The 25737-nt window shown below is 52.3% G+C and carries 30 protein-coding genes and 2 pseudogenes; 15 read left to right on the top strand and 17 right to left on the bottom strand.

What is annotated here, in order from left to right:
- Window positions 1–62 precede the first annotated feature (62 nt).
- The 5 genes from LA360_RS13875 to LA360_RS13895 all read left to right on the top strand — a co-directional run bounded on the left by LA360_RS13875 (window position 63) and on the right by LA360_RS13895 (window position 2471).
- Entirely contained in the window at window positions 63–1031 is a 969-nt protein-coding gene (locus tag LA360_RS13875; protein WP_112482069.1) for a GDSL-type esterase/lipase family protein, read from the top strand.
- A gap of 176 nt (window positions 1032–1207) precedes the next feature.
- Window positions 1208–1363: a hypothetical protein gene (locus LA360_RS13880; RefSeq protein ID WP_174713918.1), complete on the top strand. Its 156-nt coding sequence runs from the start codon at window positions 1208–1210 to the stop codon at window positions 1361–1363.
- Window positions 1353–1565: a hypothetical protein gene (locus LA360_RS13885; RefSeq protein WP_174713919.1), complete on the top strand. Its 213-nt coding sequence runs from the start codon at window positions 1353–1355 to the stop codon at window positions 1563–1565. The genes LA360_RS13880 and LA360_RS13885 overlap by 11 nt, the downstream gene beginning before the upstream one ends.
- A gap of 304 nt (window positions 1566–1869) precedes the next feature.
- Window positions 1870–2055 carry a site-specific integrase gene (locus LA360_RS13890; RefSeq protein WP_160116336.1) on the top strand — a complete coding sequence of 62 codons (186 nt, stop codon included), beginning with the start codon at window positions 1870–1872 and terminating at the stop codon, window positions 2053–2055.
- A complete protein-coding gene (locus LA360_RS13895) occupies window positions 2052–2471 on the top strand; it encodes a hypothetical protein (protein ID WP_174713920.1) in 420 nt (139 codons plus the stop codon). The genes LA360_RS13890 and LA360_RS13895 overlap by 4 nt, the downstream gene beginning before the upstream one ends.
- Window positions 2472–2494: 23 nt before the next feature.
- On the opposite strand, the gene LA360_RS13900 is transcribed toward LA360_RS13895, so the two are convergent.
- From LA360_RS13900 to frlC, 10 genes are all read right to left on the bottom strand, one after another.
- On the bottom strand, window positions 2495–2695 hold the full coding sequence (locus LA360_RS13900) for an FGGY family carbohydrate kinase (RefSeq protein WP_160116337.1): 201 nt from the start codon (window positions 2693–2695) through the stop codon (window positions 2495–2497).
- A 68-nt stretch (window positions 2696–2763) separates the two neighbouring features.
- Window positions 2764–3594, bottom strand: coding sequence for a BtpA/SgcQ family protein (locus tag LA360_RS13905; RefSeq protein WP_089775847.1), 831 nt, complete (start codon window positions 3592–3594; stop codon window positions 2764–2766).
- 121 nt (window positions 3595–3715) lie between these two features.
- The gene (locus tag LA360_RS13910; RefSeq protein WP_065548473.1) at window positions 3716–4729 is read right to left on the bottom strand and encodes an SIS domain-containing protein; all 1014 of its coding nucleotides are present in this window, start codon (window positions 4727–4729) and stop codon (window positions 3716–3718) included.
- A 19-nt stretch (window positions 4730–4748) separates the two neighbouring features.
- On the bottom strand, window positions 4749–5477 hold the full coding sequence (locus LA360_RS13915; protein WP_089775845.1) for a GntR family transcriptional regulator: 729 nt from the start codon (window positions 5475–5477) through the stop codon (window positions 4749–4751).
- Between the two features lie 23 nt (window positions 5478–5500).
- The gene (gene frlD, locus LA360_RS13920) at window positions 5501–6286 is read right to left on the bottom strand and encodes a fructoselysine 6-kinase (protein WP_065548475.1); all 786 of its coding nucleotides are present in this window, start codon (window positions 6284–6286) and stop codon (window positions 5501–5503) included.
- Between the two features lie 52 nt (window positions 6287–6338).
- Window positions 6339–7061 (bottom strand): GntR family transcriptional regulator, encoded by a 723-nt coding sequence (locus LA360_RS13925; protein WP_065548476.1) that lies wholly within the window; start codon window positions 7059–7061, stop codon window positions 6339–6341.
- Window positions 7062–7178: 117 nt separating this feature from the next.
- A complete protein-coding gene (locus LA360_RS13930) occupies window positions 7179–8537 on the bottom strand; it encodes an amino acid permease (protein WP_112482071.1) in 1359 nt (452 codons plus the stop codon).
- Window positions 8538–8628: 91 nt separating this feature from the next.
- A complete protein-coding gene (locus LA360_RS13935) occupies window positions 8629–9057 on the bottom strand; it encodes a secondary thiamine-phosphate synthase enzyme YjbQ (RefSeq protein WP_065548478.1) in 429 nt (142 codons plus the stop codon).
- A 13-nt stretch (window positions 9058–9070) separates the two neighbouring features.
- Window positions 9071–9919, bottom strand: a complete 849-nt coding sequence (locus LA360_RS13940) for an amidohydrolase family protein (RefSeq protein ID WP_089775839.1) — start codon at window positions 9917–9919, stop codon at window positions 9071–9073.
- 40 nt (window positions 9920–9959) lie between these two features.
- Complete coding sequence (gene frlC, locus LA360_RS13945) at window positions 9960–10820, bottom strand: fructoselysine 3-epimerase (protein ID WP_225537539.1); 861 nt, start codon at window positions 10818–10820, stop codon at window positions 9960–9962.
- A gap of 381 nt (window positions 10821–11201) precedes the next feature.
- On the opposite strand from frlC, the gene LA360_RS13950 reads away from it, so the two are divergent.
- Entirely contained in the window at window positions 11202–11855 is a 654-nt protein-coding gene (locus LA360_RS13950; protein WP_318653990.1) for a transposase, read from the top strand.
- Window positions 11856–11961: 106 nt separating this feature from the next.
- Here LA360_RS13950 and LA360_RS13955 read toward each other — a convergent pair whose 3' ends face one another.
- The 3 genes from LA360_RS13955 to LA360_RS13965 all read right to left on the bottom strand — a co-directional run bounded on the left by LA360_RS13955 (window position 11962) and on the right by LA360_RS13965 (window position 14461).
- Window positions 11962–12582 (bottom strand): SGNH/GDSL hydrolase family protein, encoded by a 621-nt coding sequence (locus tag LA360_RS13955; protein ID WP_089775836.1) that lies wholly within the window; start codon window positions 12580–12582, stop codon window positions 11962–11964.
- 4 nt (window positions 12583–12586) lie between these two features.
- Window positions 12587–13381, bottom strand: a complete 795-nt coding sequence (gene frlD, locus LA360_RS13960) for a fructoselysine 6-kinase (protein ID WP_089775834.1) — start codon at window positions 13379–13381, stop codon at window positions 12587–12589.
- A gap of 258 nt (window positions 13382–13639) precedes the next feature.
- Window positions 13640–14461, bottom strand: coding sequence for a Cof-type HAD-IIB family hydrolase (locus LA360_RS13965; protein ID WP_089775832.1), 822 nt, complete (start codon window positions 14459–14461; stop codon window positions 13640–13642).
- Between the two features lie 323 nt (window positions 14462–14784).
- Here LA360_RS13965 and LA360_RS13970 point away from each other — a divergent pair, with 323 nt between their 5' ends.
- The 5 genes from LA360_RS13970 (at window position 14785) to LA360_RS13990 (ending at window position 20197) form a co-directional block, all read left to right on the top strand.
- Window positions 14785–16329 carry an amidohydrolase gene (locus LA360_RS13970; protein WP_089775830.1) on the top strand — a complete coding sequence of 515 codons (1545 nt, stop codon included), beginning with the start codon at window positions 14785–14787 and terminating at the stop codon, window positions 16327–16329.
- A 15-nt stretch (window positions 16330–16344) separates the two neighbouring features.
- Entirely contained in the window at window positions 16345–17898 is a 1554-nt protein-coding gene (locus LA360_RS13975) for a Na+/H+ antiporter NhaC family protein (protein WP_112482072.1), read from the top strand.
- Window positions 17899–17946: 48 nt separating this feature from the next.
- The gene (locus tag LA360_RS13980) at window positions 17947–19485 is read left to right on the top strand and encodes an FGGY-family carbohydrate kinase (protein WP_112482073.1); all 1539 of its coding nucleotides are present in this window, start codon (window positions 17947–17949) and stop codon (window positions 19483–19485) included.
- A 318-nt stretch (window positions 19486–19803) separates the two neighbouring features.
- Window positions 19804–19995, top strand: coding sequence for a helix-turn-helix domain-containing protein (locus LA360_RS31370; RefSeq protein WP_242997694.1), 192 nt, complete (start codon window positions 19804–19806; stop codon window positions 19993–19995).
- A 4-nt stretch (window positions 19996–19999) separates the two neighbouring features.
- Window positions 20000–20197, top strand: coding sequence for a helix-turn-helix domain-containing protein (locus tag LA360_RS13990; protein ID WP_225537540.1), 198 nt, complete (start codon window positions 20000–20002; stop codon window positions 20195–20197).
- A gap of 538 nt (window positions 20198–20735) precedes the next feature.
- On the opposite strand, the gene LA360_RS13995 is transcribed toward LA360_RS13990, so the two are convergent.
- The 4 genes and pseudogenes from LA360_RS13995 to LA360_RS14010 form a co-directional block, all read right to left on the bottom strand.
- Complete coding sequence (locus LA360_RS13995; protein WP_112482074.1) at window positions 20736–20975, bottom strand: IS66 family transposase; 240 nt, start codon at window positions 20973–20975, stop codon at window positions 20736–20738.
- Between the two features lie 46 nt (window positions 20976–21021).
- Window positions 21022–21576, bottom strand: a pseudogene (locus LA360_RS14000) (IS3 family transposase); the annotation flags it as partial.
- Window positions 21552–21854, bottom strand: a complete 303-nt coding sequence (locus LA360_RS31375; RefSeq protein WP_225537541.1) for an IS3 family transposase — start codon at window positions 21852–21854, stop codon at window positions 21552–21554. The pseudogene LA360_RS14000 and the gene LA360_RS31375, both read right to left, overlap by 25 nt.
- Entirely contained in the window at window positions 21760–22173 is a 414-nt protein-coding gene (locus tag LA360_RS14010; RefSeq protein ID WP_225537542.1) for a transposase, read from the bottom strand. The genes LA360_RS31375 and LA360_RS14010 overlap by 95 nt, the downstream gene beginning before the upstream one ends.
- A 72-nt stretch (window positions 22174–22245) precedes the next feature.
- On the opposite strand from LA360_RS14010, the pseudogene LA360_RS32140 reads away from it, so the two are divergent.
- From LA360_RS32140 to LA360_RS14025, 4 genes and pseudogenes are all read left to right on the top strand, one after another.
- A pseudogene (locus LA360_RS32140) lies at window positions 22246–22347 on the top strand (transposase); the annotation flags it as partial.
- 265 nt (window positions 22348–22612) lie between these two features.
- Window positions 22613–22699, top strand: coding sequence for a desulfoferrodoxin family protein (locus LA360_RS31385; protein ID WP_334291917.1), 87 nt, complete (start codon window positions 22613–22615; stop codon window positions 22697–22699).
- A gap of 938 nt (window positions 22700–23637) precedes the next feature.
- Window positions 23638–24486, top strand: coding sequence for a tyrosine-type recombinase/integrase (locus tag LA360_RS14020; RefSeq protein WP_027641389.1), 849 nt, complete (start codon window positions 23638–23640; stop codon window positions 24484–24486).
- On the top strand, window positions 24483–25658 hold the full coding sequence (locus tag LA360_RS14025; protein ID WP_027641388.1) for an IS91 family transposase: 1176 nt from the start codon (window positions 24483–24485) through the stop codon (window positions 25656–25658). The genes LA360_RS14020 and LA360_RS14025 overlap by 4 nt, the downstream gene beginning before the upstream one ends.
- The last annotated feature ends 79 nt before the right edge of the window (window positions 25659–25737 follow it).

Here is a 25737-nt window from a genome sequence, read left to right on the forward strand (position 1 = left end):
ATGAAAATGGGCGCGGACGATCCGTTTTTGTACTTCCGATTTTAAATTAGGAGATTACGACTATGAAGAAATACTGGTATACCTCACTTCTGGCCTTCAGCCTTCTTATCTCAGCCATCGCGTCTACGTTGCCCGCCTCAGTTTACGGCATTGTTACTTCTGCCTTCGTCCGGGTATGCAGCAATGGTCAGGAAACGACTGAAAACATCGACGCAGAGCTTTCTGCCGGAAAATATGACCTCCCGGAAACAAGCCAAGCTGAAAATAAACGTCCGCAGGATCCGGCCATCCACGGTACTGCTCCTGTGGTTCCAAAACATTCTGCTCATAAAAACGATTCCTCAGAAAGCGTTTCCATGGAAGCTTCCTCTTCCGACAGCATAGACGCCACACCGGGACCAGCAACTTCTGCACCGCAAACTCCCGCTGCTACCTCCGTGGGGCCCGGCTATATCCCCCCAAACCCTGACTTCACCGGCGTCCTGTTCATCGGCGACTCCAGGACTGTGGGGCTTTCCGAATATGGCGATTTAGGAAACGCCGAGATTTTTGCCAACTCCGGGATGAGTGTGTTCAACCTGTTTGAATCTACCGTAAGGACCAAAAGCGGCAAAAAACAGGATCTGGAAGAAGTCCTTTTCCAACAGCAATACCACACCATATATCTGATGCTGGGCATCAACGAACTGGGCTACGATTACAGCAGTATTATCCGGAAATACCGGTCTGTCGTGGACACCATCAAGACCCGTCAGCCGAACGCTGTGATTGTGCTGGAAGCCAACCTCCACGTGACTGCCGAAAAGTCCTCCTTCGGCAGTACCTATACCAATGAAAAAATTAACCAGATAAACAGTGGCATCAGAGCTATCGCAGAAAACAGCGATTGCTGCTATATCAATGTCAACAGCATTTTCGATGATGAAAACGGCGCTCTGAAGACCAGCTATTCCACCGATGGCTCCCACCTGCTCGGAAAGTATTACTCTGTCTGGACAGACTGGCTAAAAGGGGAGTCCCCGGATGCCTAAACCTGTTTACCAAAAAGAAAATCTTATGCTGCACTGTAGAAAGCAGAAAAATACAAGGAGCTTCCTGTATACTTTAAAGAGTAAAGGGAATTGACCAAAAAGAATACCTCAAGTAAATCTAGATTATTACTGACCCGGACAGTTGGTAAAAATCTAAAACACGAGAGGTATCTAAGATGAATGGTAAAGCAAGAAGGACAAAAAAGCACGTAGTAACAACAGATTTTGCAACAAATGTTTTATCACAGGAGGAAATCAGGAAGAAAATACAAGTAATCGAACAGGAACTTAAATCTTCTACATGGAGAGATTTGGAAACGAATGGTAAGTGAAACTCATTATATCAGAGCGATAGATTCCAGAGGAAGGGAAATAAGCAAAGGTGCTTTTGAATTCAGTAACAGTATGGAAGCCTTTGCAAGTGCCAAAGCATGGATGCTGGAGCTTGCAGCTCAGAATGAGAAGAAACAGGCAGTGTTAGGTCTTGACCAACAGGTCACTACTGGTTTGTGCGACCCTAAAGGGTCAAATTGAATTGTTGATATACAACTATCCCACTGTCTTGGGATATTCCTACTCATCGGTGCGTATGACCCAAAATGGGATGAGTGGTGGTGAAAGTCATGAACCAAGACTTTTACAAGACAGCGGACTTCGGTCAGCCACTCCGGTTTATAGAAGTATCCTAAACAGGACAGGTTCAGTTTGATTAAGAGGGATAACCCCTTATAAGTCCAGAAATGGTAAGTAACCCGTAAGGGAAACAGAATCCTTATGAGGGAGTAGGATAGTTAGAGAAGCGAATGGATGGCGCAGAAAATCCAAAAGTTTGGATTTTTTGAGACATAACCTCGCCTCATCCCTGCTGGAGAACGGCGTTCCCCAGCCTGTGATCACACAGACATTGGGGCATACAGCCCCGGATTCCCTTGAGCCTTACCTGAGGGCGGACTTTGTGCATTTAAAAGAGTGTGCTTTAAGCATAGAAGCTTTCCCGCTGGCGAAGGAGGTGTTTTCCTTATGAAAGAGTTCTGCTCCTTCCTCGCCCCACAGATACATCATTTTATCCGGTACCGGCAGGCGTCACAGCGCTGGAATGACTCTTCCTATGAGGAGAACCTGATGCTGTTTGACCGTTTCTGCCATGAAAACTATCCGGGGGATACCGTGCTGTCCCGGGAAATGGTTGATGGCTGGTGCCACCAGAGGGACACGGAAACAAACAATTCCTGCCGGTCGAGGATTTATGTGGTGGATAGCTTCGTTCGCTTTTTGAACAGCCGCGGGCTGCGCGGACCAGATGGTCTGGCAGGTCATGGGGTAGATGGCCCGCTCTCGGCAAAACGCCGGCAGTACTCCGCAGCCCGACTGTCCGTGGACACGATGCAGTTACAGGTCGGCTCCCCCTTCCCGTCCACCAGGCAGAGGCCGTTGCCGTAACCAGTCAGACCCACGGCCCGGATTTAGCTTTCGGATATGCCCGCCTTCTCAATGGCCTCCCGGATGGCGTCCGCGTTGGCCTCCCACACCTGGAGGGTATCCCGCTCCGTGTAACCCGGCGCCGACACCGAGATGGGCAGGCGGCGTCCGACAACCACGCTCGCCTTCCCGTCCAGGCCCAATATGGCGCACTTGATCTCCGACCCGCCGTTGTCAATCCCCATAAGATACTGGTTCATATATTTCTACTTTTCACCGCAAAGGGATCATTGCCGTGAATCCCGGCGATGGATTACAGGGTCTCGCGGAACTTGAACACCACGTCCATGAACTCCTTCACGCGGTTGACATCCACCCGCACGTTCTCCAGCTTGTCGTTCTCCAGCTTTCCGCCTTCCTTAAAATATGTACCCACCACAGCCGCATCCGCAGTGGTCAGCTTGCGCTCGATGGTGTCCGGGCGGCAGCCGGTGTTGCACAGCACCACCACGTCCGGAGCTCCCGACTTCACGCTGGCGATCAGTTCGTCGTCCACGTCCTGGCCGGCCGCGTTGGCGGAGATGCACAGCCCGTCCGGGTGAGCCTTGAAAATCGTGGATTTGGCAATGTCCACCAGGGGTCTGGTGTCCATGCTGCGGTCGGACTCGGGGTTGATGAAGTAGAGCATCTTTAGGTCATCCAGGTACAGCGCTGCCTTGCGGCGCAGCAGGCTGGAGAAATCGTTGTTGTAGAAGCCGCCGTCGCCCACGTACACGCCGGAGAAGGTTCCGCGGATGAACTTGGCATCCACTGCCGCCGCCAGCTCGATACTCGCCTGGCCGTCGGAGATGCAGTCCACGCCGTAGGGCACGCGGATCTCGGATTTCAGCTCGCCGATCACGCGGGCCATGGCGGCCGGGGTGATGAAGCTCATGTGGCGCTCGTAGGGCAGGCTGAACTCGTTGCTGAACATGATTCCGTCCACTCCGCCCTCCTGCAGCGCGTGTAAGTCCGCTCTGGCGTGCTCCACCACCCGCTCCATGGTGTCGCCGTAGTGGAAACGGGGATCGCCCGGCAGGGGATCCAAGTGCAGCATGGTGATAATCGGTTTCTTAACCCCAAACATTTTTTCAGTCCAAAGCATAGTCATATTCTCCTTATTTCCCCAATTTTTTCGAAATTCCGGTAAAACGAAAGCGGGAGAGTCAAAGGCATGCACTTCCCGCTTTTCGCTTTTCATTTACGATTCGCTATATCGTTTTTAATCAATAATCCAGCTGACGGTAGTAGCGGCGGATCTCCAGCGGGTGGCACAGCTCTGCTTCCATATGAGCGTCCACGCGGTTGTTCACTGCGTGCATCACCAGGTGGGAGATGGAACCTCTGAACGCCTCGCTGATTCCCTTTAACTCGTAGTCCTTGGTATCGATAATGTTGTAGTTCTTGCAGATTCTGGGCAGGAAGTTCTTCACGCGCTCCGCCAGGGGACGCTGCTCATCTTCGCCGATAAACAGGGTAACCGGTGTCTCGGCCTCCACGATCTCCAGCATGCCGTGAAAGAATTCCGGACAGGTGATGGATTTGGTGCGGATCCACATCTGTTCCTCCCAGTAGCACATGGCGTAGGAATAGGTGGCTCCCCACTGGTTGCCGCTGCCCACAAAGTAGTGGGGCATATCCGGGTGGGCCTTGACATACTCGTATTTCTTTCTGGCAAACTCAGCCGCCCACTCATCGGCTTCCTTCTCCACATCCACCAGGTCCTGGGCCAGATGGGCTTCCATCTCCGCGTTATACTGGTCGTACTCCGGGAACTCGCCGTTGTTGTACATCAGGCGGTTGGCCACCATGTAGAACTTCAGCTGCTCGTTCATGGGATAGGAGATGCACCAGTCGCACTGTTTCACCATGGGGGCATCGGGCTTGTCGATGAAGCCGAACACCTTGGCCCCGATCTCGTGGGCCTTGTCAACGGCCTTCACCATCTCAGCGGTGCTGCCCGTCACGGAGGAAAAGATCACGATGGAGTCCTTGGTAAAGCGTTTGTTGCCGGTGGTCAGAAATTCCGACGCGTTCTCCACGTATACCGGAATGGAGCTGCTGCCCCGCATGTAGACCTCAACCTGCATGCTGGAAGCCCAGGTTCCGCCGATGCCAATGAAAAAGATTCCGTCGAACCCGCGGTTCTGGATCTCATCCACCACCTTCTCGATCTCCGGTCTCAGCGCCAAAGCGCCGTTAACACTGTCAATCTGTTTCTGCTCGTCAAATTTTAACATCACTAATTGCTTCCTTCCTCTATTTATGAAAATGTACCGTAAAGTTGCATTTGTCCCCCCGCGTATAGGACTTGGAATATTCAATCACGCGGTTGTGGTCGTCGTACGTGGTACAGCCAAACAAAAAAACCGTCTGTTCCTTGTTGATATTGATCAGCCGGGCATCGGACTGGGTCAGCTGGACCAGGTCCAGGGTCTGCCAGGCCCGCACGGGGTTGATGCCGTAAAATTTGTAGATCTCGTACATGCTGAACACGGACAGGTCGATGCCCTCCATCTTGGGGACCAGGTTGTAGGGGATGTAGATCTCCTCGATGGCGATGGGTTCATCGTCCGCATAGTCCAGCCGTCTGATATAGTACAGCATATCCTCCGGGGCGATGCCAAAGATCGCCGCGTACTTCTCTCCGGCTCTGCGCTGGCCTTTTGACAGGGTTTTCCTCCAGGTTTCCACATTCTTCGCATTCATGGTCTGTGTGAACCCGCCCAGCACCTCTAAGTCGCGCTCGATCTGCGCCACCACGTAAACGCCCTTGCCCTGCACACGCTTCAACAGACCCTCGTTCACCAGGGCGTCGATGGCGCTGCGCACGGTCAGACGGTTGATTCCGTATGTGCTGGCCAATACATTCTCCGAGGGGATCGCCGTTCCGGGCGCATACTCCCCGTCCTCAATTTTTGAGCGCACCACCTCTCTGAGCTGCAGATAGATCGGTGCATTGTAGGAAACCTCTGCCGTTTTTGCCAACGCAATAACCTCCTTTACGCTTCTTACCAGGCGCCGTTGTACTCCAGCGTCACGCTGGAATTAGTCGCGCCCATTTTCATACACTCCTCAACCGGTTTTTCCTCTAAAATACCTTTCAGAAACCCGGCGATAAAGCTGTCTCCAGCCCCCATGGTATCCACCACATTGCAGGGGATGATGCCAAAGGTGGTGTATGTCTCGCCGTTGTAGGCAATGCTACCCTTGTCGCCCAGGGTGGTGATCACCAGCTTGGGCCCTCTGGCCTTGATCTGTTTCATGGTCTCGCGCAGCTCAGGGGTGTCGCCGTCGTCCGTGGCAAAGAACAGGTAATCCACGGAGGGGATTGCGGTAACCGCCGCCGGATCGTCCGGGCGGGTAGCCGCGTCAAAGGCCACCTTCACGCCTCTGGCCTTGATCTTCGCCAGGTCGTCGTGAACATTCCCCCAGAGGCCGGTCACCACCATATCATGGCTGCAGAGGAAATCGATCTCCTCCTCCGTGAGCTTGAAGTCCGCCAAAACGCCTTCCTCGTACTCGCCGAACACGCGCTCTCCGTCAACCAGCTCCACATGGGTGATCGCCGTGCTGCCTTCCATAAAGCGGATGTGGGAGACGTCAACGCCCTTTTCCGCAATTTTTTCCTTCATCAGTTTTCCGTACTGGTCGGTTCCGACCACTCCCGTGTAGGAGGATTCTTCCCCCAGCCGCACAAAGTACACGGCCACATTGACGGGGTTTCCGCCGGGATATGCTTTTCCGATATTTTCGTATACGTCCATACAGTTATCGCCAACTGCAGCTAACTTCATGTTTATACCTCCCTAATTCCGCTCTGCCGTACAGCGCGGCTGCGCTGCCATCCTAACGCCTCGTCAGCTCGCTGGCAAAGCAGATGTACTCCGAGCGGGTAATCTCCTTAAAATACTCGAATACAACGTCCTGCTCATCCATGGTCACGCCGGACTGATAGATCACAGGGGCGCCCTCTTGCATTTCCAGGTATTCGGCTTCTTGGGCATCGCAGTAGGTGATGCTCAGCTTCTCGTGTCCGCCCGAGACCTCCACGCCGTAGTGGTCCTTCAGCAGGCTGTACAGGGAACTGTTCTCAAAATCCAGCTGTTCGATCCCGGCAAAACGCTCCGCGTCCAGGTAGGCGGTGGAAATCATCACCGGAACCTGATCCAGAGAGCGGACGCGCACCAGGCGGAACAGCTTGTGCCCCAGAGGGAGCTTCATCTTCCGCCCGATGTTTTTCGGGGTTTCACAGAAATCCATGTGGACCACTCTGGTGGTGATCTCGCGCCCCGACCGCTTTACGGTCTGGTAAAAACCGTCCGCATCCTGCAGGTTTCGCACCAGCTTCTCGCCGGACACATAGGTGCCCGATCCGTTTTTGTTGTAGATTTTCCCCTCAAGAATCAGCTGTTTGATGGCGCTTCTCAAGGTGGAACGGTTGAAGTCCCACATGTCGCACATGCTCCGCTCCGAAGGAAGCCTGTCACCCGGTTTTAAATGGTTGTGAATGATAAAATTTTCGATTTTCTCAATTGCCTCGTCCCGAGGCTTCTGACGCTCTATATTCATGGCAGACATTCCTTTTTACAGTCGAATTTTGTAATACTTTATCGTTAAATGTATTTCTACAACTCAATCTTAGAACATCTGCCACGAAGTGTCAACCATACTGCTGCTAATTAAGCGTTACTTTCCAGCGTTCTTCTTGTTCTGGCTCTCCCAGAAATAGTAAACCGGAAGTCCGGTCACAACTGCCAGCAGCGCGCATACGATACCGGCTACCGGAGCCCAGATAAAGGTGGACCAGATCAGGGTGCCGGTGATTACCATGGCGATGCCGACCATCAGAGGTCTGGCGGGCATACGGTATGCCGGCTGATAGTGGGCCTTGTTGCGCAGCACGATGATGGTGCCGAAGGTCAGGAAGTTCTTCATCAACGCTACCAGGGTGAAGTATCCCAGCAGGTCGGAAAGAGAGCTGGCAAAAATCAGGGTAATTGCTACCGCGCACTGTACCAGGATGGAGAAGTACGGGGTCTCATATTTCGGATGCACTTTGCCGAAGGACTTGAAGAACAGGCCGTCCTTTGCCATTGCGTACTCGATTCTGGGCTGGAACATGATACAGCTGGACAGGGAACCTACTACCACGATAACCGCCATGATTGCCACGATGGTTCCGGCATAGTTGCCGATCACCGGGATCTTGGAAGCCAGCAGGGCGATTGGTGCCTCGGAGGCGGCCAGCTCATCCACGCTCAGCAGACCGGAAGCGGTCAGGGTAAGGCCAACGTACAGGCCCAGCACGATGAATGCGGTGAGAATCAGGCCTCTGGGCAGGTTCTTCTTGGGCTCACGGATCTCGCCGGACATGTAGCAGGCGGCGGCCATACCGTCGAAGGACCAGGTGGTGGCGGAGATACCGGCCATCAGCGCGGTAAATCCTGTTGCAGTCACGGTTGCCAGCGGAGCTGAGGACAGGAACAGCTCTCCCTTGATGAAGAAGATACCGATTCCGATGATCAGCACGAAGGGAATGATCTTCAGCGCCGTGATTATGGTCTGGAACTTGCCGCCGCCCTCCACTGAGCGCAGGTGCATCATCATAAAGATCAACACAAAGGCCACAGCGACCAGGCGCAGGATGATGCCGTGTACCGGGATGAAGAAAGCCAGGTAGTTGGCGATAGCCAGAGCCATGATGGAAATGCTGGGCGGGTCTGTGGCCCAGAAGCTGATCCATCCGCAGAGGAAGGCTAGGGGTCTGAAGCCCGCTTCTTTAAAATATACGTACTGGCCGCCGTCCTCGGGGAAGGCGCTGGCAAGCTCCGCATAGCAGAAGTTTGCCGGAATCTGCAGCAGACCTCCGATCAGGAAGGCCAGCACCAGGAACAGGCTGCTTCCGGCGGCGTTTGCCACCTCTCCCAGGGAGGAGAAGATACCGGAGCCAACGGTGGTGCCGACACCCAGCGCGATAACCGCTCCCAGGCCCAGCTTTCTCTTCAGTTCATTTGCACTTTGTGACGGAGTTTTTGGATTTGACATACTCATATCTCCTTTTTTGTATTTGGTTTATAGGAACCTTAACCCTATCGCATCGCGCTGCAGCGCGTATGTTTCACTTCTTGGGGCGTTATCACTCGCCCATGATCTGTACCATCAAGGTCCGCTTGGCCGGACCGTCGAATTCACAGAAATAAACTTCCTGGGCACCGCCCCGCTCCAGCCGGCCGCCGCTCACCACCAGGTGGCAGTGGTTGCCGGTCATCAGGGATTTGAGATGGCCTGTGGGGTTTCCGGCTGTAGAGCCGTAGTCACGCAGCATCCGCGCGTGGGCGTAAGGCCAGTCCTCATGCGCCAGCCGGGAAAGGAATTCCGACATATCGCTCTCTAAGCATTCCAGCGATTCGTTCACCGTGACACCTGTGGTGGTGTGGCGGCTGATCACATTGACGATGCCGTCCTGTATTTTGCTCTCCGCCAGCACCCGCTCGATCTCATCCGTGATGCGGATCCACTGGTTGTACTGGGTTGTCAGCACTGTAATCTCTTTTAAAATCACCACTGCGAATCACCTCCTACAGCCCGCCCAGGAACTCGATGGCGTTTTCGCCTTTGATCAGTTCCAGGGTGCTCTCTCTGAATCCCAGCTTGCCGATAGCGTCAGCCATGCGTATCTGCTCAAACCGCGGGTTGTTGCTGCCGAACATCACCTGGTGGCGCAGGCTGCGGTCGATCCAGGTGGCGGGTAGGTCATGGTTGAACACCTGCTTGTAAAACTCCCAGGCGTTGTCAAAGTACAGGATACCGGTGTCCGCGTACACATTGGGGTACTTGAGCATCAGCATCGCCGTCTCCTGCACCCAGGGCCAGCCGAAATGGGCCAGGCAGATCTTCAGGTTCGGCCGCACGGCGGCCAGCTCCTCAAACTCCACGGGGCGGGAGTATTTGGTCAGCGTGTTGGGCTCCCAGGATAGTCCGCTATGGAAAATAATCGGTTTCTTGTAGGTCTCGCAGACGTCGTACACAGCGCTCAGCCTCTCGTCGCCGGGGTAGAAATGCTGTCTGGACGGATGAAGTTTTAAGCCCTTTAAGCCCAGAGCTCCGAAGGCGTGCTCCAGCTTTTCCGCCGCTCCGGATTGGAACGGGTCCACGCTGGCAAAGCCGATAAATTTATCCGGGGCCAGGTCCACGAGGGTTTTTACCTCCTCGTTGGTCACCACCGGCCTGCCCAGCTCCGAGGTGTAATCCTCAGGCAACAGGCAGAGCCTGTCAAGTCCGGCGCAGCGCATCTGGTTGAAAATGTGTTCCAGCGGCGCAGTGCCGTTTTTGTGGATATCCAGGGCATTGTGCCGCATCTCCTCCACCGCTTCATCCCCGTTGATGGGATCGTAAAAGGTCGGATGCACATGAATATCAATAAACATCGTATGTCTCCTTTCCAAGGTGTTCTGTTATGATACAAAACTAAAAGCCCGCCTCTTTCATGTACTCTCTGGCTCTGTCGATGGCTCTTCTAGCGTACAGGCGCGGCTCGTTGATGTAGCCGGTCACCAGCTCCAGGGTTGCGGTCCGCTCATAGCCCGCTTCCTTCAGCTCCTTGAACAGCTCCGGCAGCGGAATGGAGCCCTCGCCCGGAACGATGTGGCTGTCGGTGCCCTGGTCGCCGTCGATGATGTGCATGTGGTACATCCTGTCGCCCATCTTGCTCAGATAAGCCATGATGCTCTCGTGCTGTACGTAGGGAGGAACGATATCGCACATGCCCACCACGTAGGGATTGTCCACGCGCTTAAACAGCTCGATTAAGTCGTTGGCGCTCTTGAACGCGTTGCTCTCGTAGGGTGTCAGTGTCTCCACCACCAGCTTCACGCCCACCTGGGCCGCGTGGTCGCCCAGCTCGCGGATGGTTTCCACCATGCGGGTCCAGATTTCCTCGTAGGTGGCCTCATAGCCTGCGTGGGCCGGAGAGATCAGCATGTAGTCGGATCCCAGCTCCTTAGCCATATCCAGGCTGAGTTTTAAGTATTCCACCGCATCCCTTCTCTGCAGCTCGCTGCCGATCATGAAGTTGTACGGATAGCCATTGTGTTCCGGCGTGTAGCCCAGCACCGGCATCTCATACTTGTCGATCAGGCGCTTCACATCGTCCAGCTCACCGTCTTTTAAGTCCGGCGCATAGGCGTGCGGTCTGCCGCCCCAGAGTTCGATGAAATCGTAGCCGAAACGCTTGGCGTCCTGAAAGCAGTGCTCCAGCGGGTTGCGCTGATAACCGGATGTAAACATACCAAGTTTCATAAATATAAACCACCTTTCTGCGAAAGGCACCGATGGGGTTATGAAACCCTGTCACTACTTTTCGCTTTTCAATTCTATTCCCCTTCTGAAAAATTCAGGAGGTTATTTTATTGTCTTTCAAAATTTTTCGTTTTAACTGCTGTGGACTTGATGTCCACAAAACCTGGATCTACGCTTGCATTGGCATCACCGATTCAAACGGCAGAACCGATTACAAACAAGCTCGTTTCTCTTCCTTTTCCAAAGGATTGAAGGAACTGTGTGATTGGCTTGCAAAGTATAACTGTTCTGAAGTCTGTATGGAATCTACCGGCAAGTATTGCGCGCACATAATGTTTTGGAAAAGGCAAATAATTCTGTGATTCTTGCTTTGATGTGGCACCTTTTGTAGACAGTCGATGTAAAACACCTATGGAAGAAATCCAAGCCGCTGTTGACGGAGCTATTTCTCCTGAACAGGCCATTAAACTTCGTCAGTGCCTCAATCATATCGACGAATTAGAAAAGCATCCGGAAGAAATAGAACGGGAAATCCTTCGTCTCTCTGATAAATACCAGGCCGCTCTTGATCTAATTCGTACAGTTCCCGGATTTGATAAAAATCCAATGACTGCCATTCAAATCCTTTCTGAAATCGGAGGTGACATGTCTGTTTTCCCCTCAGCTAAGCACCTCGTTTCATGGACAGGATGTTGTCCGCGCAATGACCAAAGCAACAAAAGAATCAAATCAACTCGAATTTCCCGTGCTGGTAATTTTATTAAACCCATTCTGGTACAAGTTGCAAATGGTTTATTGCGTTCTAAGAAACATCCTGAAATAACCGGCCGCTATAAGCGTATTAAATCGCACCGTGGTCACAAGAAAGCCATTATCGCAATCTGCCGTATGCTCCTGACCGCTATCTGGCACATGCTTTCAGATTTAAAACCATATACAGCAGAAGGTTTTCTTGAATCACGTCCTGTGAATAAAGCAAAAGTATTGACTACTCCACAGGCACTTAATCTACTAAAGCAGCGTGGATACACCATTAAAGATGATATCGTTCCTGCCATGAATTAGGTGTTGTGTCTATATTTTCTTTTTGAAGCCACCGTAAGATGGCTTGTTTGTCATACAATTTACTTTTTTCTAACCACTATTTCTTTGTTTCAAACTTTACCCCCTTTTATTCATTCTCTTTTAATATTGCTGCAATCGCCCTTCCAAGGGCGACGTGCGCGTTGGCAGTCAGGTGGATTCCGTCTCCTCCGACCTCTCTGGTCACGGTGCCGGCGTCCAGGAACAGGCAGTCCCAGCTGCGGGCCAGCTCCCTGTAAACCAGACTCAGCTCCTCGCTCTTCTTTGCGGATTCCCGGTCGAACATGGGGTCGTCCTCAGGGTGAATGGGCACCGGGGCCACCAGCAGTATCTTTGCCTTGGAACCGCGGATACTCAGGATATGCTGCGCCTTTATGATCAGCTCCTCCATCCCGTACCCGATCTCCTTTGCGTTCACGTGGAAATGGGTCTTGGTGTCGTTGGTGCCCAGCATAATGACCATCCAGTCCACCGGGAGCTGTGAGAGGATGAAGGGCAGCAGGTGCTCGATTCCGCACCGCTCCGGCTCCATCCGGTCGGAAAATACGGTTGTGCGGCCCACAAGGCCTTCCTCCACCACCCGGTAATCCCGCCCCAATTCCCCGGCCAGAACTCCGGTAAAGCGCACGTCCTCGTCATAGCGCTCCCCAGTCACCGGCACGTAACCCCAGGTGTTGGAATCGCCGTAGCAAAGAATCCGTTTCTTCATATAATTAATCCTCCCAGGGATGAAAGGTGCTGACCACCCTGGCCGCCACTCTGGCTCCGGTGTCCAGGCACTTCTCAATGTCAGAGCCCATCAGAATCTCGTACAGGAAACCGGCGATAAAGCTGTCCCCGGCGCCCACGGTGTTCACCAGCTGGGCCGGATAGATACCGCCCTCGTAGTACCGTTTGCCGTCGTAGGCCAGGCTGCCCTTGTCGCCGAAGGTGGCCACCGCAATCTTCATGCCCCGGTCCACCTTGTCCTTTAAATAGCCCTCGATAAACGGAGCACGCTCCTTGTGGTAGGAATAAAAGCCGTAATCCACGTAAGGCAGTGTCTTCTCCACCAGCTCGTGGTCCAGCCGGTCCGCATAGTCAAAACTGATCTTCGTCCCGGATAGCGCCTTGATCTTAGGCAGTGTGTCCTCCGCCTTGCCCCACAGCGCAGTATGTACCAGATCGTGCTCCGAGGCGAAGCGGATGTCCTCATCGTCAAACACGATGTTCTCCAACACGCCCTCCACGTAGTCGCCGTGGACTCGGTCCAGGCCGTCCATATCCATGTATGTGATGGCGGTGGCCCCGTCCCCCACTTTAAAGTGGCTCAAATCCACGCCTTCCTTTGTCAGCGTCTCCACCATCCACTTGCCGTTCTCATCGGACCCGGTGGTGCTGATCACGGAGACCGGTATTCCCAGCTTCTGAATATTGATGCCGGTATCCACAACGTTGCCGGTGGGGTACTTCCTGCCGATCCGCTCGTATACGTCAATACAGTTATCGCCTATTGCCGCAACTTTCATCGTTCTCCTCCTAATCTTATATATGTTACTCAGTTTTTTATACCACTTGAAGTATAGCAGATTCACTTACTTGTGTCAATTTATTATTATCGACATAATCAAATTTTATTTATATGCATTTTGCACATATATTTTTCATATTTTCTCACCTATACGTTTTTAGATAAATATGGTACAGTAATTTTTATACCAAAAGAGATCACGCCGGAAGGCGGCAATTCTTCACCCGCTTTTCGTCTGTGATCCCTCACTTCAACCCTATATTCCGTTCTTCAAGCAGAGCCCTGAGGCTGCGCCCAGCACCAGCTCGTTGATCGCATCCGCGGCCGCTCCGGCCTCATTATCCCGGACCGTCACATAATCCGCCCCGGCTTTCACGCACTCCCTGGCATTGCCCACCGCCACGCCTATGCCTGACTGCAGGATCATCTCCAGGTCATTGTCATAGTCCCCTATGGCCACCACGTCCTCCCGCTCCATCCGGATCAGGCGCAGCAACGCCTCAAGGCCGTTCCACTTGTTGATCCCCGGGTTCATCACATCCACGCAGCCCGGCTCCGAGAGCACGGCCCGCAGGGCGACTCCCTGCTCCTGGACGGCTGAGAGCACAGACATTGCATCGCCCAGAATGGTCATGCCATCCACCCGGTCCGTGGGCACCTGGGACAGATCGTCAAAATAGTCGGGCCGGCAACCGATGGAATCCATGTAGCGCGCCAGACGGTCTCCGTACTTGCTGGCATAGCACTCCCGGCCGCAGATCACATACACCTGGATATCATGCTCCTGGCAGAAGCGGATCAGCCGCTCCACCTCATCCCGGTTCAGCACTTCGTTGTCCAGCACCCGGCCGTCCCTTCCGCAGACCAGCTTGGCGCCGTTATTTAATATAAGATAGTCCACAAAATCATACTCACAGTCCAGGGGCGCCATATCCGTGTCCGCCCGTCCGGTCACAAAGGCGACCATATGTCCCTGGGCCCTGGCGGCGGCAATCGCCTCCTTCACGCCCGGCGCCAGCCTGCCCGCAGCGTCCACCGCCGTGCCGTCCAAATCCATTGCGATCAATTTCCGCTTCATTTCAACAATCTCCTCATCTCTGCAATGCCCTCACACTGAAGTTTCGGGGAATTCTAAAATTATATATGTTTTATTATATTTTAGCCCACTTTGAGCATACTATGTTCCCTGTTTCTTGTCAACCACCATTCCCATTTTTCAACCACTCGCCTGGCATTATTGTGCATATTGTATAAAATATATGGTGATTTTCAGCTCTTTTTACAATTCTTCCGCCAATAGGATTTTCTTTATTGAATTTGAAGCTGGTCTGTGTTATGATTTGCACAGAATTGGTATGGAATATGTTTTATCTTATCCATCTCATCAAAGGAGGAATTCACATGCAGAAAGCAGACCTTTTATTGCGCTCCAACGCCGTATTCGACGGCACCGGCTCAGAGCCGCAGCCCGGCTTCGTGGCCATCGCCGGCAACCGGATCTTGGCCGTCGGCCCCTCGGACGGCGCAGAGTATGCCGGTGATAACACCGAAATCCGCGAGCTGGGCGACCGCCTGATCTGTCCCGGTTTTGCGGACGTGCACTGCTTCTTTACCGGCTATCTTCTGACCATCGCAGGCGCTGACTTTAGCGGCTGCGGCACCGTAGAGGAAGTGCTGGCGGCAGCCAAAGCGTATCAGAACACCTTAAAACCCGGTAACACCGTGCTGGCCCGGAACGTAAAGCCGGGCTTTGACAGCCTGACCCAGGAAAAACTGGACCAGGAATTCGGCGAAACCCCGGTGATCCTGTTTATGGAGGGAGGGGAGACCTGCTACATGAACAGCGCGGCCAGGACCGTCTACGGCTTCACCCCCGACACCTACTGGTCCGAGAGCTACTGGAAGCTGCTGAAATACGTGCTCAGCGACCACAGCTACTCTGTGCCGGAATTCAAAAACTATCTGGCCATGATGAACTCCCGGGGTATCACCTCGGTGAAGGAGATGGGTTTTGACGACTTCTACGGCTTCACCGACGCGCTGGGCCAGCTGGAGAAGGACCAGGCGCTGACCGCCCGCGTCCACTTCATGAGCCAGCCCGTGGGCGCTCCCATGAACCTGGAGTACGGCAAGGCCATGCGCGACAAATTCCAGGGCGGCTTTGTCCGGTTCTCCGGCTACAATCAGATGACCGACGGTTCCATCAGCCAGCTGGAGGGCGAGATGAAGAAGCCCTACCTCTGCGCCGACACCTGCTGCGCCAAGGACATCGACTGGGAGGGCTTAAAGCGCGACGCTCTGGCTGCGGACCAGGAGGGCTTCCGCTTCTCCCTGCACGCTCAGGGCGACGGGGCGATCGGCAAAACCGTGGACATTTTCGCACAGTGCCAGAGGGATGAGAACGGGAAGCTGAAGAACCGCCAGGCCATCACCGACCTGGAGTGCTCCGATCCCGCGGACTTAGAACGCATGGGACAGCTGGGCATCGTGGCCGAGGTCTATCCCCAGATCATGTCCATCGCGGACCGGGCCAGCAAGATCGCCATGATCGAGGAGAAGATCGGCATGGACCGGGGCCGTTACTACTGGAACCGCCGGAAAATGGCGGACAACGGCGTGGTGATCTCCTGCGGCACCGACCTGCCCCTGCTCTACGACGACATCCCGGAATCCGTGTACCACACCGTGGGCGGCCTGTTCCCCGAGGGCGGCGAACCCTTTAATAAAGAAAATACCCTGACGGTCTCCGAGCTATTAAAGGCCTGGACAAGCGGCGGCCAGTACAATCTGGGCTGCGAGAGGGATCTGGGCACCCTGGAAGCCGGAAAGCTGGCGGACATCACCGTGCTGGACGGAGACTTATTCAAGGTTGATCCGGCCCAGGCCCGCGGTATGAAAGTATTTATGACCATCGTGGACGGCCGCGTGGTTTACCCGACAAAATAAAGGAGAATTGGACTTGTGGAACCTTATTACGCTGGGTGGCTCTCTCTGGTACCGCCCGTACTGGCAATCGCTTTAGCGCTTGTATCGAAAGAAGTTGTATCGTCGCTACTCGTCGGCATCATGGCCGGCACCTTCATCTACTCCATGGGCATGGGCTTAAACCCCATCGCAGGCACGGTGGGCACCGCCTTTGACCTGATGGTGAACAGTGCGGACCTGTATATCATCCTGTTCGTCTGCATGCTGGGAGGGCTGGTGTTCGTGATCTCCATGGCTGGCGGCTCCAAGGCCTACGGAAAATGGGCTTCGACAAAGATCAAGTCCAAGCAGCTCTCCCTGCTGGCCACCGCGGTGTTGGGCATCGTCATCTTCATCGACGACTATTTCAACTGCCTGACCGTGGGAACCGTCATGAAACCGCTGACCGACAAATACAAGGTATCGCGCGCCAAACTGGCCTACATCATCGACTGTACCGCAGCGCCCGTGTGCATCATCGCGCCCATCTCATCCTGGGCCGCCGCCGTGGGCAGCAACCTGGAGGCCACCGGATACTACCAAAACGGATTTGAGGTATTTATCTCCACGATTCCTTTGAATCTCTACGCCCTGCTGTCCATCGCCATGATCTTTATCATCATCCTCACCGGCCTGGACTACGGTCCCATGGTCGATGCGGAGGCCATGGCCGCCAGAGGGTACTTGGGCTCCGTGAAATCGGAGAATGAGATGTTGGCGGAATCCTCCGACCGCGGCACTGTGGTGGATATGCTTCTGCCCATTGTGTTCCTAATCTTCTTCTCCATCGCCGCCATGCTTCACACCGGCGGGTTCTTCGTGCCCGGCGGCAAGTCCTACATGAACTTCGGCAACGCCTTCGGCAGCTGCGAGACCTCGAAATCCCTGGTTTGGGGAGGCTTCGGCGCGCTGGCGGTGGCCCTCGTCATGTTCGTGCCCCGCAAGCTCATGACCTTCAGGGAGTTTATGAACGGCGTCACCAAGGGCTTTAAGACCATGATCCCGGCCTGCTGTATCCTGTTTCTGGCCTGGACCATCGGCTCCGTGTGCCGCGACATCCTGCAGACGCCGGAATTTGTCAGCGACTGCCTGGCCAAGGCCAGCTTTCCCATCTTCCTGCTGCCGGCCATCGTGTTCGTGATCGCAGCGTTTTTGAGCTTCTCCACAGGCACGGCCTGGGGTACCTTCAGCATCCTAATTCCGATCATCGCGCCTGTGGCTTACGCTCTGGCCCAGCAGCTGTTGACCGTATCCCTGTCCGCCACCCTGGCGGGCAGCGTGTTCGGCGACAACTGCTCCCCCATCTCGGACACCACGATCCTTTCCAGCGCCGGGACGGAATGCAACCATATCGAACACGTGACCACCCAGCTGCCCTACGCCCTGACCGTGGCGGGCTGCTGTTTCGTGGGCTACATTGTGGCGGGCCTCAGCGGCTCCAACGTGGTCCTGACACTGTCTGTCTCCTTCGCCTGCCTGGTGATCGCCATCAAGTTCCTCCACAGCTACTACGGGAGGAAAACAGCCGGTAGATCCGGGCAGCGCGGGTGACGGCACATTTCCACTGCAACTGACAATTCAATATTTGGGAGGGTTACTATGAACAACAAAAAGTATTTTATGGGCATCGATACCGGCACCAACTCCAGCAAGGGCGTCATCATCGACCAGGAATGCAACATCATCGCCACGGCCAGCGCCGAGCACGCCATGACCAACCCCAGACCCGGTCACTATGAGCACGACGCCGACGAGGACTGGTGGGGCGACTTCTGCCGGATCAGCAACAAGCTGATCGCAGACAGCGGGGTGAACCCCGAGGACATTCTGGCGGTGGGCGCCAGTGCCCTGGGAGCCGACTGCCTGCCCGTGGACGAGGAGTGCCGTCCCCTGCGCAAGGCCATTCTCTACGGCATCGATTCCCGCGCCACCAAGGAGATGGCGGATCTGACCGAGCTCTACGGCGAGGAGCAGATCAAAAAGTGGTACGGACGTCCCCTGTGCTCCTCCGACGTCATGCCCAAAATTCTCTGGATCAAGAACAATGAGCCGGAGGTCTACGCCAAGGCCCACAAATTCATCACCGCCTCCACCTTCATCACCGCCAAGCTCACCGGCGAGTACGTGGTGGACCGTTTCCTGGGCCTGGCCAGCTTTAACCCGCTGTACAACAGCGACGGCACGCCCAATCCAGAGCTGTGCAAACCCATCTGCCGCCCTGACCAGCTGTCCGCCATCAAGGAGGCCAACGATATCGCCGGCACCGTGACCGCCAAGGCTGCGGCCGAGACCGGCCTCAAGGAGGGCACTCCGGTGAGCACCGGCACCGACGACTCCGGCGCCGAGGCCATCAGCATCGGCGTTGTGGCCCCGGGCAAGATGATGATCCAGTTCGGCTCCTCCATCTATATGATCCTGGGCACTAAGGAGCTGGTGGATGACGACCGCCTGTGGCGGGAGGAGTTCATCGTTCCCGGTCTGTGCGATATCTCCGCCGGAACCAACGCCGCCGGCTCCCTGACCAAGTGGTACCGCGATAACCTGTTCCCGGATGCCGTTGCCGCCGAGAAGAGCGGCGGGCCGGATGCCTACCAGACCATGATGGAGGGCGTGGACCAGATCGCCCCCGGCAGCGACGGCCTGATCACCCTGCCCTACTTTGCCGGTGAGCGCACCCCCATCAACGATCCTCTGGCTTGCGGCTGCCTGCTGGGCCTGACCCTGGCCCACACCCGCGCCCATCTCTACCGCAGCGCCCTGGAATCCGTAGCCTACTCGGTGAACCAGCAGATCCGCATCATGGAAGCCCACGACAACGCGGACATCGACCAGATCTTCGCCGTGGGCGGCGGCGTGCAGAATCCCCAGTGGATGCAGATCGTGGCCGACGTGACCGGCAAAGAAATCAACACGCCCTTAGTCACCATCGGAGCCAGCTTTGGCGACGCCATGATGGCGGCCACGGCCGTGAAATACCCCGAGTTCGAGGACTTTGCCGCTCTGACCAAGTTCATCAAGCCCGGCTGCACCTTCCATCCCAACCCCGAGGCCCACGAGCAATACAAGGCCTTCCAGGAAGTGTACGACAAGCTGTACCCGACCACGGCGGAGCTCATGCACGCTCTGGCCAAACAGTAAATCAGCAGACAAAGAACAGGCGGCCTGCCCATATGGGCAATGATATGATTCCCCTTAAGTAGACAAGGCAAATAACCAAAATCTACTTAAGGGGGATTATGTTGAAAGAAAGTATTCACCTGAAGAAAAATCAATATAGTCAAGGAATACTTGTCCGGAGTTTCTTCTTTTCGCGATATTGGTGCCCGATTAGGATATACATCGAAAAAGGGATATCCTGGATGCTTTGAAAGTTGGGTTGCTCTGTATCGGGTTGACAGCGAATCTGCTTTTTACAAGTTGGCCGGAAACCGTTCTTATACCAAAGAATTCAAAATGATGGTTGTTGAAGAGTATCTTCATGGAAGCGGCTCGTTAGTTGATTTGTGTATAAAATATCATATATCAAGTGACAGTATCCTCAGGAGGTGGATTTCATTGTATAATGCCTATAGAAAACTAATGGATTACAATCCGAAGCGGGAGGTCTATATGGCAGAAGCAAGACGCAAAACATCTATCCTCTTATAGTCAATTGTATTCCTGGGTAAAGAAATATGATGCTACAGGTGAAGATGGTCTTACAGACAAACGTGGTCGACACAAAACCGAAGATGAAGTTGATGAATTAGAACGTTTACGGAGAGAGAATCTTCGCCTCAAACGCCAACTTGAGGAAAAAGATATGGTGGTTGAACTGTTAAAAAAAGTGAAAGAATTCGAAGGGATGTGAGGCTCGGAAAGCAACGTCATGAATCAAAGTATCTTGCGATTGAATACTTTTATGCTAACAACAACTGGAGTATTAACTGGATGTGTAAACAGTTGGGAATCGCAAGAGCTGCGTATTATAGGTGGAAGCATAGAATTGTGCCGTAGCAAGAACAGGTAAACCAGGAAATCGCAGAACGAATCAAAGAGTATGATGAAAGATTTTCTCAAATCTTGGGTTAGTGTAAAAAAGTTTGTGTCTTTGGAAAAAAATACCTCTTTTTTGGTAAGAATCAAGATATGAAAATTCTTATCAAAAAGGAGTATTTTTTATGCCAGCAACAATGAGCAGATTCGATAGATTATTGCAGATAACAACTTAAGCAGTGTGGCTGACGTCTACAGCCTTCTAAGGGACAGTTTCAAGGTAAGCGCTTAATTTAAGGGTGTAGACACAAAAAACCCGAGGTGGTTAACCCCGGAATAATCCATACATTAACATTTGAATAAATGGTTACCTGCATGTTTTCTGAACACTGTCCGACCATGGTGCGTTTTTTTCAATCTCCCCAGGAGGTCTTATAGGTTGGCCGCTGTTCCAGAATGTACTTCATATATTTATACGGATCCAGACCGTGGAGCTTCGCCATCTCTGCGATAGTATAAATTCCCATGCTTGCCTCAGCGCCATCCATCGTGTCGGAGAAGATCCAGTTCTTCCGGCCCGCCACTACCGAACGGATGGAATTCCCGCTCATGTTGTTGGAAAGGCTGCACCTCCCGTCCTCCAGGTATGTCATGAGAATTGGACTTATGTCAATACTTTGGACACAAAAAGTTGAAAGTTTATTCTGCCTTTTTTAATTCTTCATCCTCCTTCTGCTGTGGTGTCATATAGCCGATGGCACTATGGATTCTCTTACGGTTATACCAGCCCTCTATGTACTCAAAGATTGCCCTCCGGGCTTCTCTGAAATCCTGATATGTGTGGAGATAGATATCTTCCTTTTTCATTACGGAATGGACGGATTCTATGCGGGCATTATCATAGGGACTCCCTTTACGGCTGAATGAATGGAGTATCCCATGGCGACTCAGGTACCTTTCAAATGTCTGGCTCGTGTACTGGCTTCCCAGATCACTGTGAAGAATAATTCCCTGTGTATCTTTGACATTCAGGCAGGCACTCTTTACCGCCTCAACTGCCAGCTCCGCCGTCATGGATATGCCATAGGCATACCCGATAATCTTGCGGCTGCACAAGTCCATCACGGAAGCCAGATAAGTCCATCCCTCTTTCTGCACATGGATGTAGGTAATATCAGTACACCATTTCTGATGGATGGTTTTTGCCTCAAAATCACGTTTCAGGAGATTTACTTTATCATTTGGGACGGCTCCGTGGTTTGCATGGTGGTTATTTTTTTTACCACGACAGACCTTAGCCCCTGTTTGGCCATATGCCTTTGGACACGCTTTACACTATATGGTGTCCCGTTGTCATTGAGGGTGCGGCAGATCTTGACAGCGCCGTATCTTTGCCTGGAATCATCATAAACCTGTTTCACCTTCCTGCCGAATTCCTTATATTCCTTCTGCCGGTTTGAGGGTACACAAACCAGAGCTTTGTAATAGGTACTCCTTGGGAATTTCAGGGCACTGCAAAGCTGGGATACCATGTAATGGTTTAGATGGTTCTGGATAAAAGTCACAATTTCGGTTATTGTTCTTTTGCGAATATGGCGGTCGCTTTTTTAATATTTCATTCTCGATCTTAAGGCGCTGGATTTCTTTCTGGAGGGCCTTATACTCCTTGAGGGTAACTGTTTCCTCCTCCGATACCTTGATGGGAGAAAGCTGCTTAAGCCAGTTACTGAGTGTACTCCGATTTACGCCATATTCACGTTCCAGTTGGGGATACGAGGTTCCTCCGGCATTATACAGATCCACAATCTGCTGTTTGAATTCCGGAATGTAAGATTTTTGGTTTTTCGCCATGTTGAACATCTCCTTTGCTCTTTCACTTGATAGTATAGGTGGTTCAACTTTTCTTGTCCACACTTATATACTAACACCACCATCAAATATATCCGCAGATACCTGGAAAGACCTATCATTGCCATTTCTAGGATTGATGCCTATAATGGAGATACTGTAACCTTCTATTCCAATATTTTGAATCCAGCACTCTCAGACACTCGGAGTGCGACACTTTTAACTTTCAAAGGTCAGGGTTAAAAAGAGTTGCATACATAGAAAGAGCTCCCCCATGGAGCCATAAGTAGAATTTTCCTCGATTGTTGGGGCAGCAGAATGTGAATGCTTTCCCCGCGGAAATGACCTTTACTTTTTCTACCAAGTGACCGGAATTGCTGGAATATCACCCATTTCTATGGTATTCTGAAAAGGTGAATCCCTGATACAAGGAAATCTGGTTCTGGTTACTGTCGGTTCGGCGGAACATCCCATGCTGACGGAACACTATATTGAATGGGTACTACAGACCAAACGGGGAAATCAGTAAATGAAAGAGGGAAGACTTCTTTAAGCCTTCCCTTCTTAGACTGTAGACACTGAACTACAGTGTCTCCTTCCTTAACTGCAGACAGTCCCTCTGGCTTATCGCCTTCAAAACTAAGTGCATACTCCACTCCATCCTTATCAGTAACAACAAACATAAAATCCTTAATATCGCTGATTTTTCCTGTTATTGTAGATTCTTCCTCTGTCGTGATATCATTTTCAGATGATGGAACATCATATATATCATCCATTTTCTGAGAATTAACCATCTGTGAGGGTTCTATAGAAGGAGCTACTCTTTCCTGCCCAGAACACCCTGTAGCCAACATTAAAAGTGGCGGCTTTTAAATATGCTCCAAATTGTGGTCCAATTACTCTCGCTGCGTGCTCATCTATGACTGTTGGCTCCTGGTAGTACAAATCTTCTACTTACATACCTTCATAGATAGAACAATGTTCTTCAGAGCCTTCACGATTTTCTTGTTTTGGTTTAGTCTCTTCCAACACCTTTATTTTCATTTCATGACGTTTTTCACTGTTAAGTAAGTAGTATCAAAAAATGTCCTTTGGCAGTTTCGGAAACTCTTTGCGGTAGAAAATCAATCATATAATATGGCTTTTTAAGTATGTCATCATTCTTTTTGAACATATCCTGCATTTATTTATCTCCTAAAGTTCCGATTGAACAAAATCGCTACGCGATGGCCTGCCAAGGCTGTGGCGCAGTTTTTACGTTCCTCTAAATAAAAAGCAGTGGAAAAATCTTCCGCAATACGGTATTGTTAAGTTACCACACAAAACAACCAAATACGGAAACCTCCACTGCCTATGATTACAATAGCATTTTTTGGTGTCTTCCGCAAGCGGAATTATGATGCCAATGCCCCTCCTGACAGGCAGCTGCCACGATCAACGCTGCTTATTTCAGGAGGTTTTATTATGTACGATGATATTTTTGAATCTATCCGCTATGAAGCGGAAAAACGGAACCTGCGGGAAAGTACAATAAACTTGTACTGTGCCAATGTCAATTACTTTCTCCGCTGTATTGGGAAAACCGCCTCTGAGCTTACACTTGACGATGCGGAAAGTTTCCTCTCTGCCAAACGTTTGGAAGGCAGGTCTCCCGAAACTCACAACCACTATCGGTCAGCAATTAAGTTCTTCTACAAAAAAGTGCTCTGGATCCTTTGGGATGATGACATAGTTCCTGCCATGAAAAGGGAACGGAACCTTCCCGCCGTCCTGAGCCGTAATGAGATAAACGCGATCATTGAGGCCACCCAAAACCTGAAGCATAAAGCTATCATTGCGACGATGTACTCTTCCGGATTACGCGTCTCAGAGGCTGTCCATCTCCATTACGATGACATTTCCCGTACCAACATGACCATCCATGTCCGTGAAACCAAAGGCAGGATCGACAGGTATACCATCCTCTCCCGGAAGAATCTTGACCTTCTTACCGAGTATTGGTACAAATGCGGCCGGCCCAGGGGGATACTTTTCCCAAGCTCCTGGACTGGTGGATACCTGGATATAACCAGTGTGAACCAGTTCTTTAAAAAAAGCGCCAGGCTTGCCGGTATTACCCGCCGTGTCTCTTCCCATGCGTGCCGACACAGTTTTGCCAGCCACCTGTTTGAAAGCGGGACCGATATCAAATATATCCAGTCCCTTCTCGGGCATGTGGATCCCCGCTCTACCGATGTCTACCTCCATGTAAGCAACAAGACCCTCCTCGGCATCCGCAGCCCGTTCGATGGTCCGCAAGGCGGTGAGGAATGAACACTGACTGCACAATCCAGGATGTTTTTAACCGTTTTTATCCTTCCTATGCATCCTCCCATGATGTTTCCCCTGCCCAGAGAAAGGCGGCTTACCACATCATGAACTGCAAGACCGGTGCTTTTGGCGTAAATGTGAGCGTCTGTGAGGATTGCGGCTGTATTTCCATCCACTATAATTCCTGCCGTGACAGATGCTGCCCTATGTGTCAGGAATTCCCGAAAGAAAAATGGGTTGACGCGCGCAGGGAGGATCTGCTGGACGCGCCATACTTCCATATGGTATTCACTGTGCCGGAAAATCTGAACCCTGTTATCTACAGCAATCAGAAACTTTTATATACAGCGCTTTACCATGCCGCGTCCGATACCCTGCGTGAACTTGCGGCTGACCCGAAATACCTTGGCGCTGACATCGGCTATATCTGCATTCTGCATACCTGGGGGAGCGCCATGAACTTCCATCCCCATATCCATGCCATTGTTCTGGGAGGCGGGCTGGATGCAGGAAATCACTGGAAAGGCAGCGGGGAGGACTTCTTCCTTCCGGTCAGGGTGGTCTCCCGGCTGTTCCGCGGAAAATATCTTGCTGAACTGAAACAGCTATGGAAAGATGGAAAACTCGAATTCCACGGTACGGCAGAGCCTTACAGGAACCATTATGCCTTACAGGAATTATTGGATACCTGTTACAAAAAAGAATGGATACCCTACTGTAAGAAGCCGTTCCATGGCGCGGAATCCGTCATCAGGTACCTTGGAAGGTACACACACCGGATTGCCATCAGCAATTATCGTATCAAATGCATGACGGATTCTATGGTCACATTTACTGCAAAAGATTATAAAAACCAGGGCCAGTGGGAGGAGATTACGGTTTCCGGTGAGGAGTTTATCCGCAGATTTCTGATGCATGTCCCGCCAAAGCGTTTTGTCCGGATACGCCACTATGGCCTGCTGTCATCCCGGAACAAGAATAAGAAGATCACCTTGTGCCGGAATCTCCTCGGCTGTAGAAAGTATATCGCAAGGCTGAAAGATCTGGATGCCCCTGCCATGATCCGGCTGCTTTACAATAAGGATATCTGCAGGTGTTCTTCCTGCGGCGGAAGGATCATTCCTTTACCGGCAGGGCAGCCTTGTACAATGCCAGAACCGCATCTTCTATGTTAAAAAAGGCAACTGAATATTTTTTAAGCTTCCTTTGGAGGCTTATTTCTGATGCCATAAACATGACACCGGACGCCGAATC

The organism is Enterocloster clostridioformis, from assembly GCF_020297485.1.
In the GTDB taxonomy this organism is placed as follows: Bacteria; Bacillota; Clostridia; order Lachnospirales; family Lachnospiraceae; genus Enterocloster; species Enterocloster clostridioformis.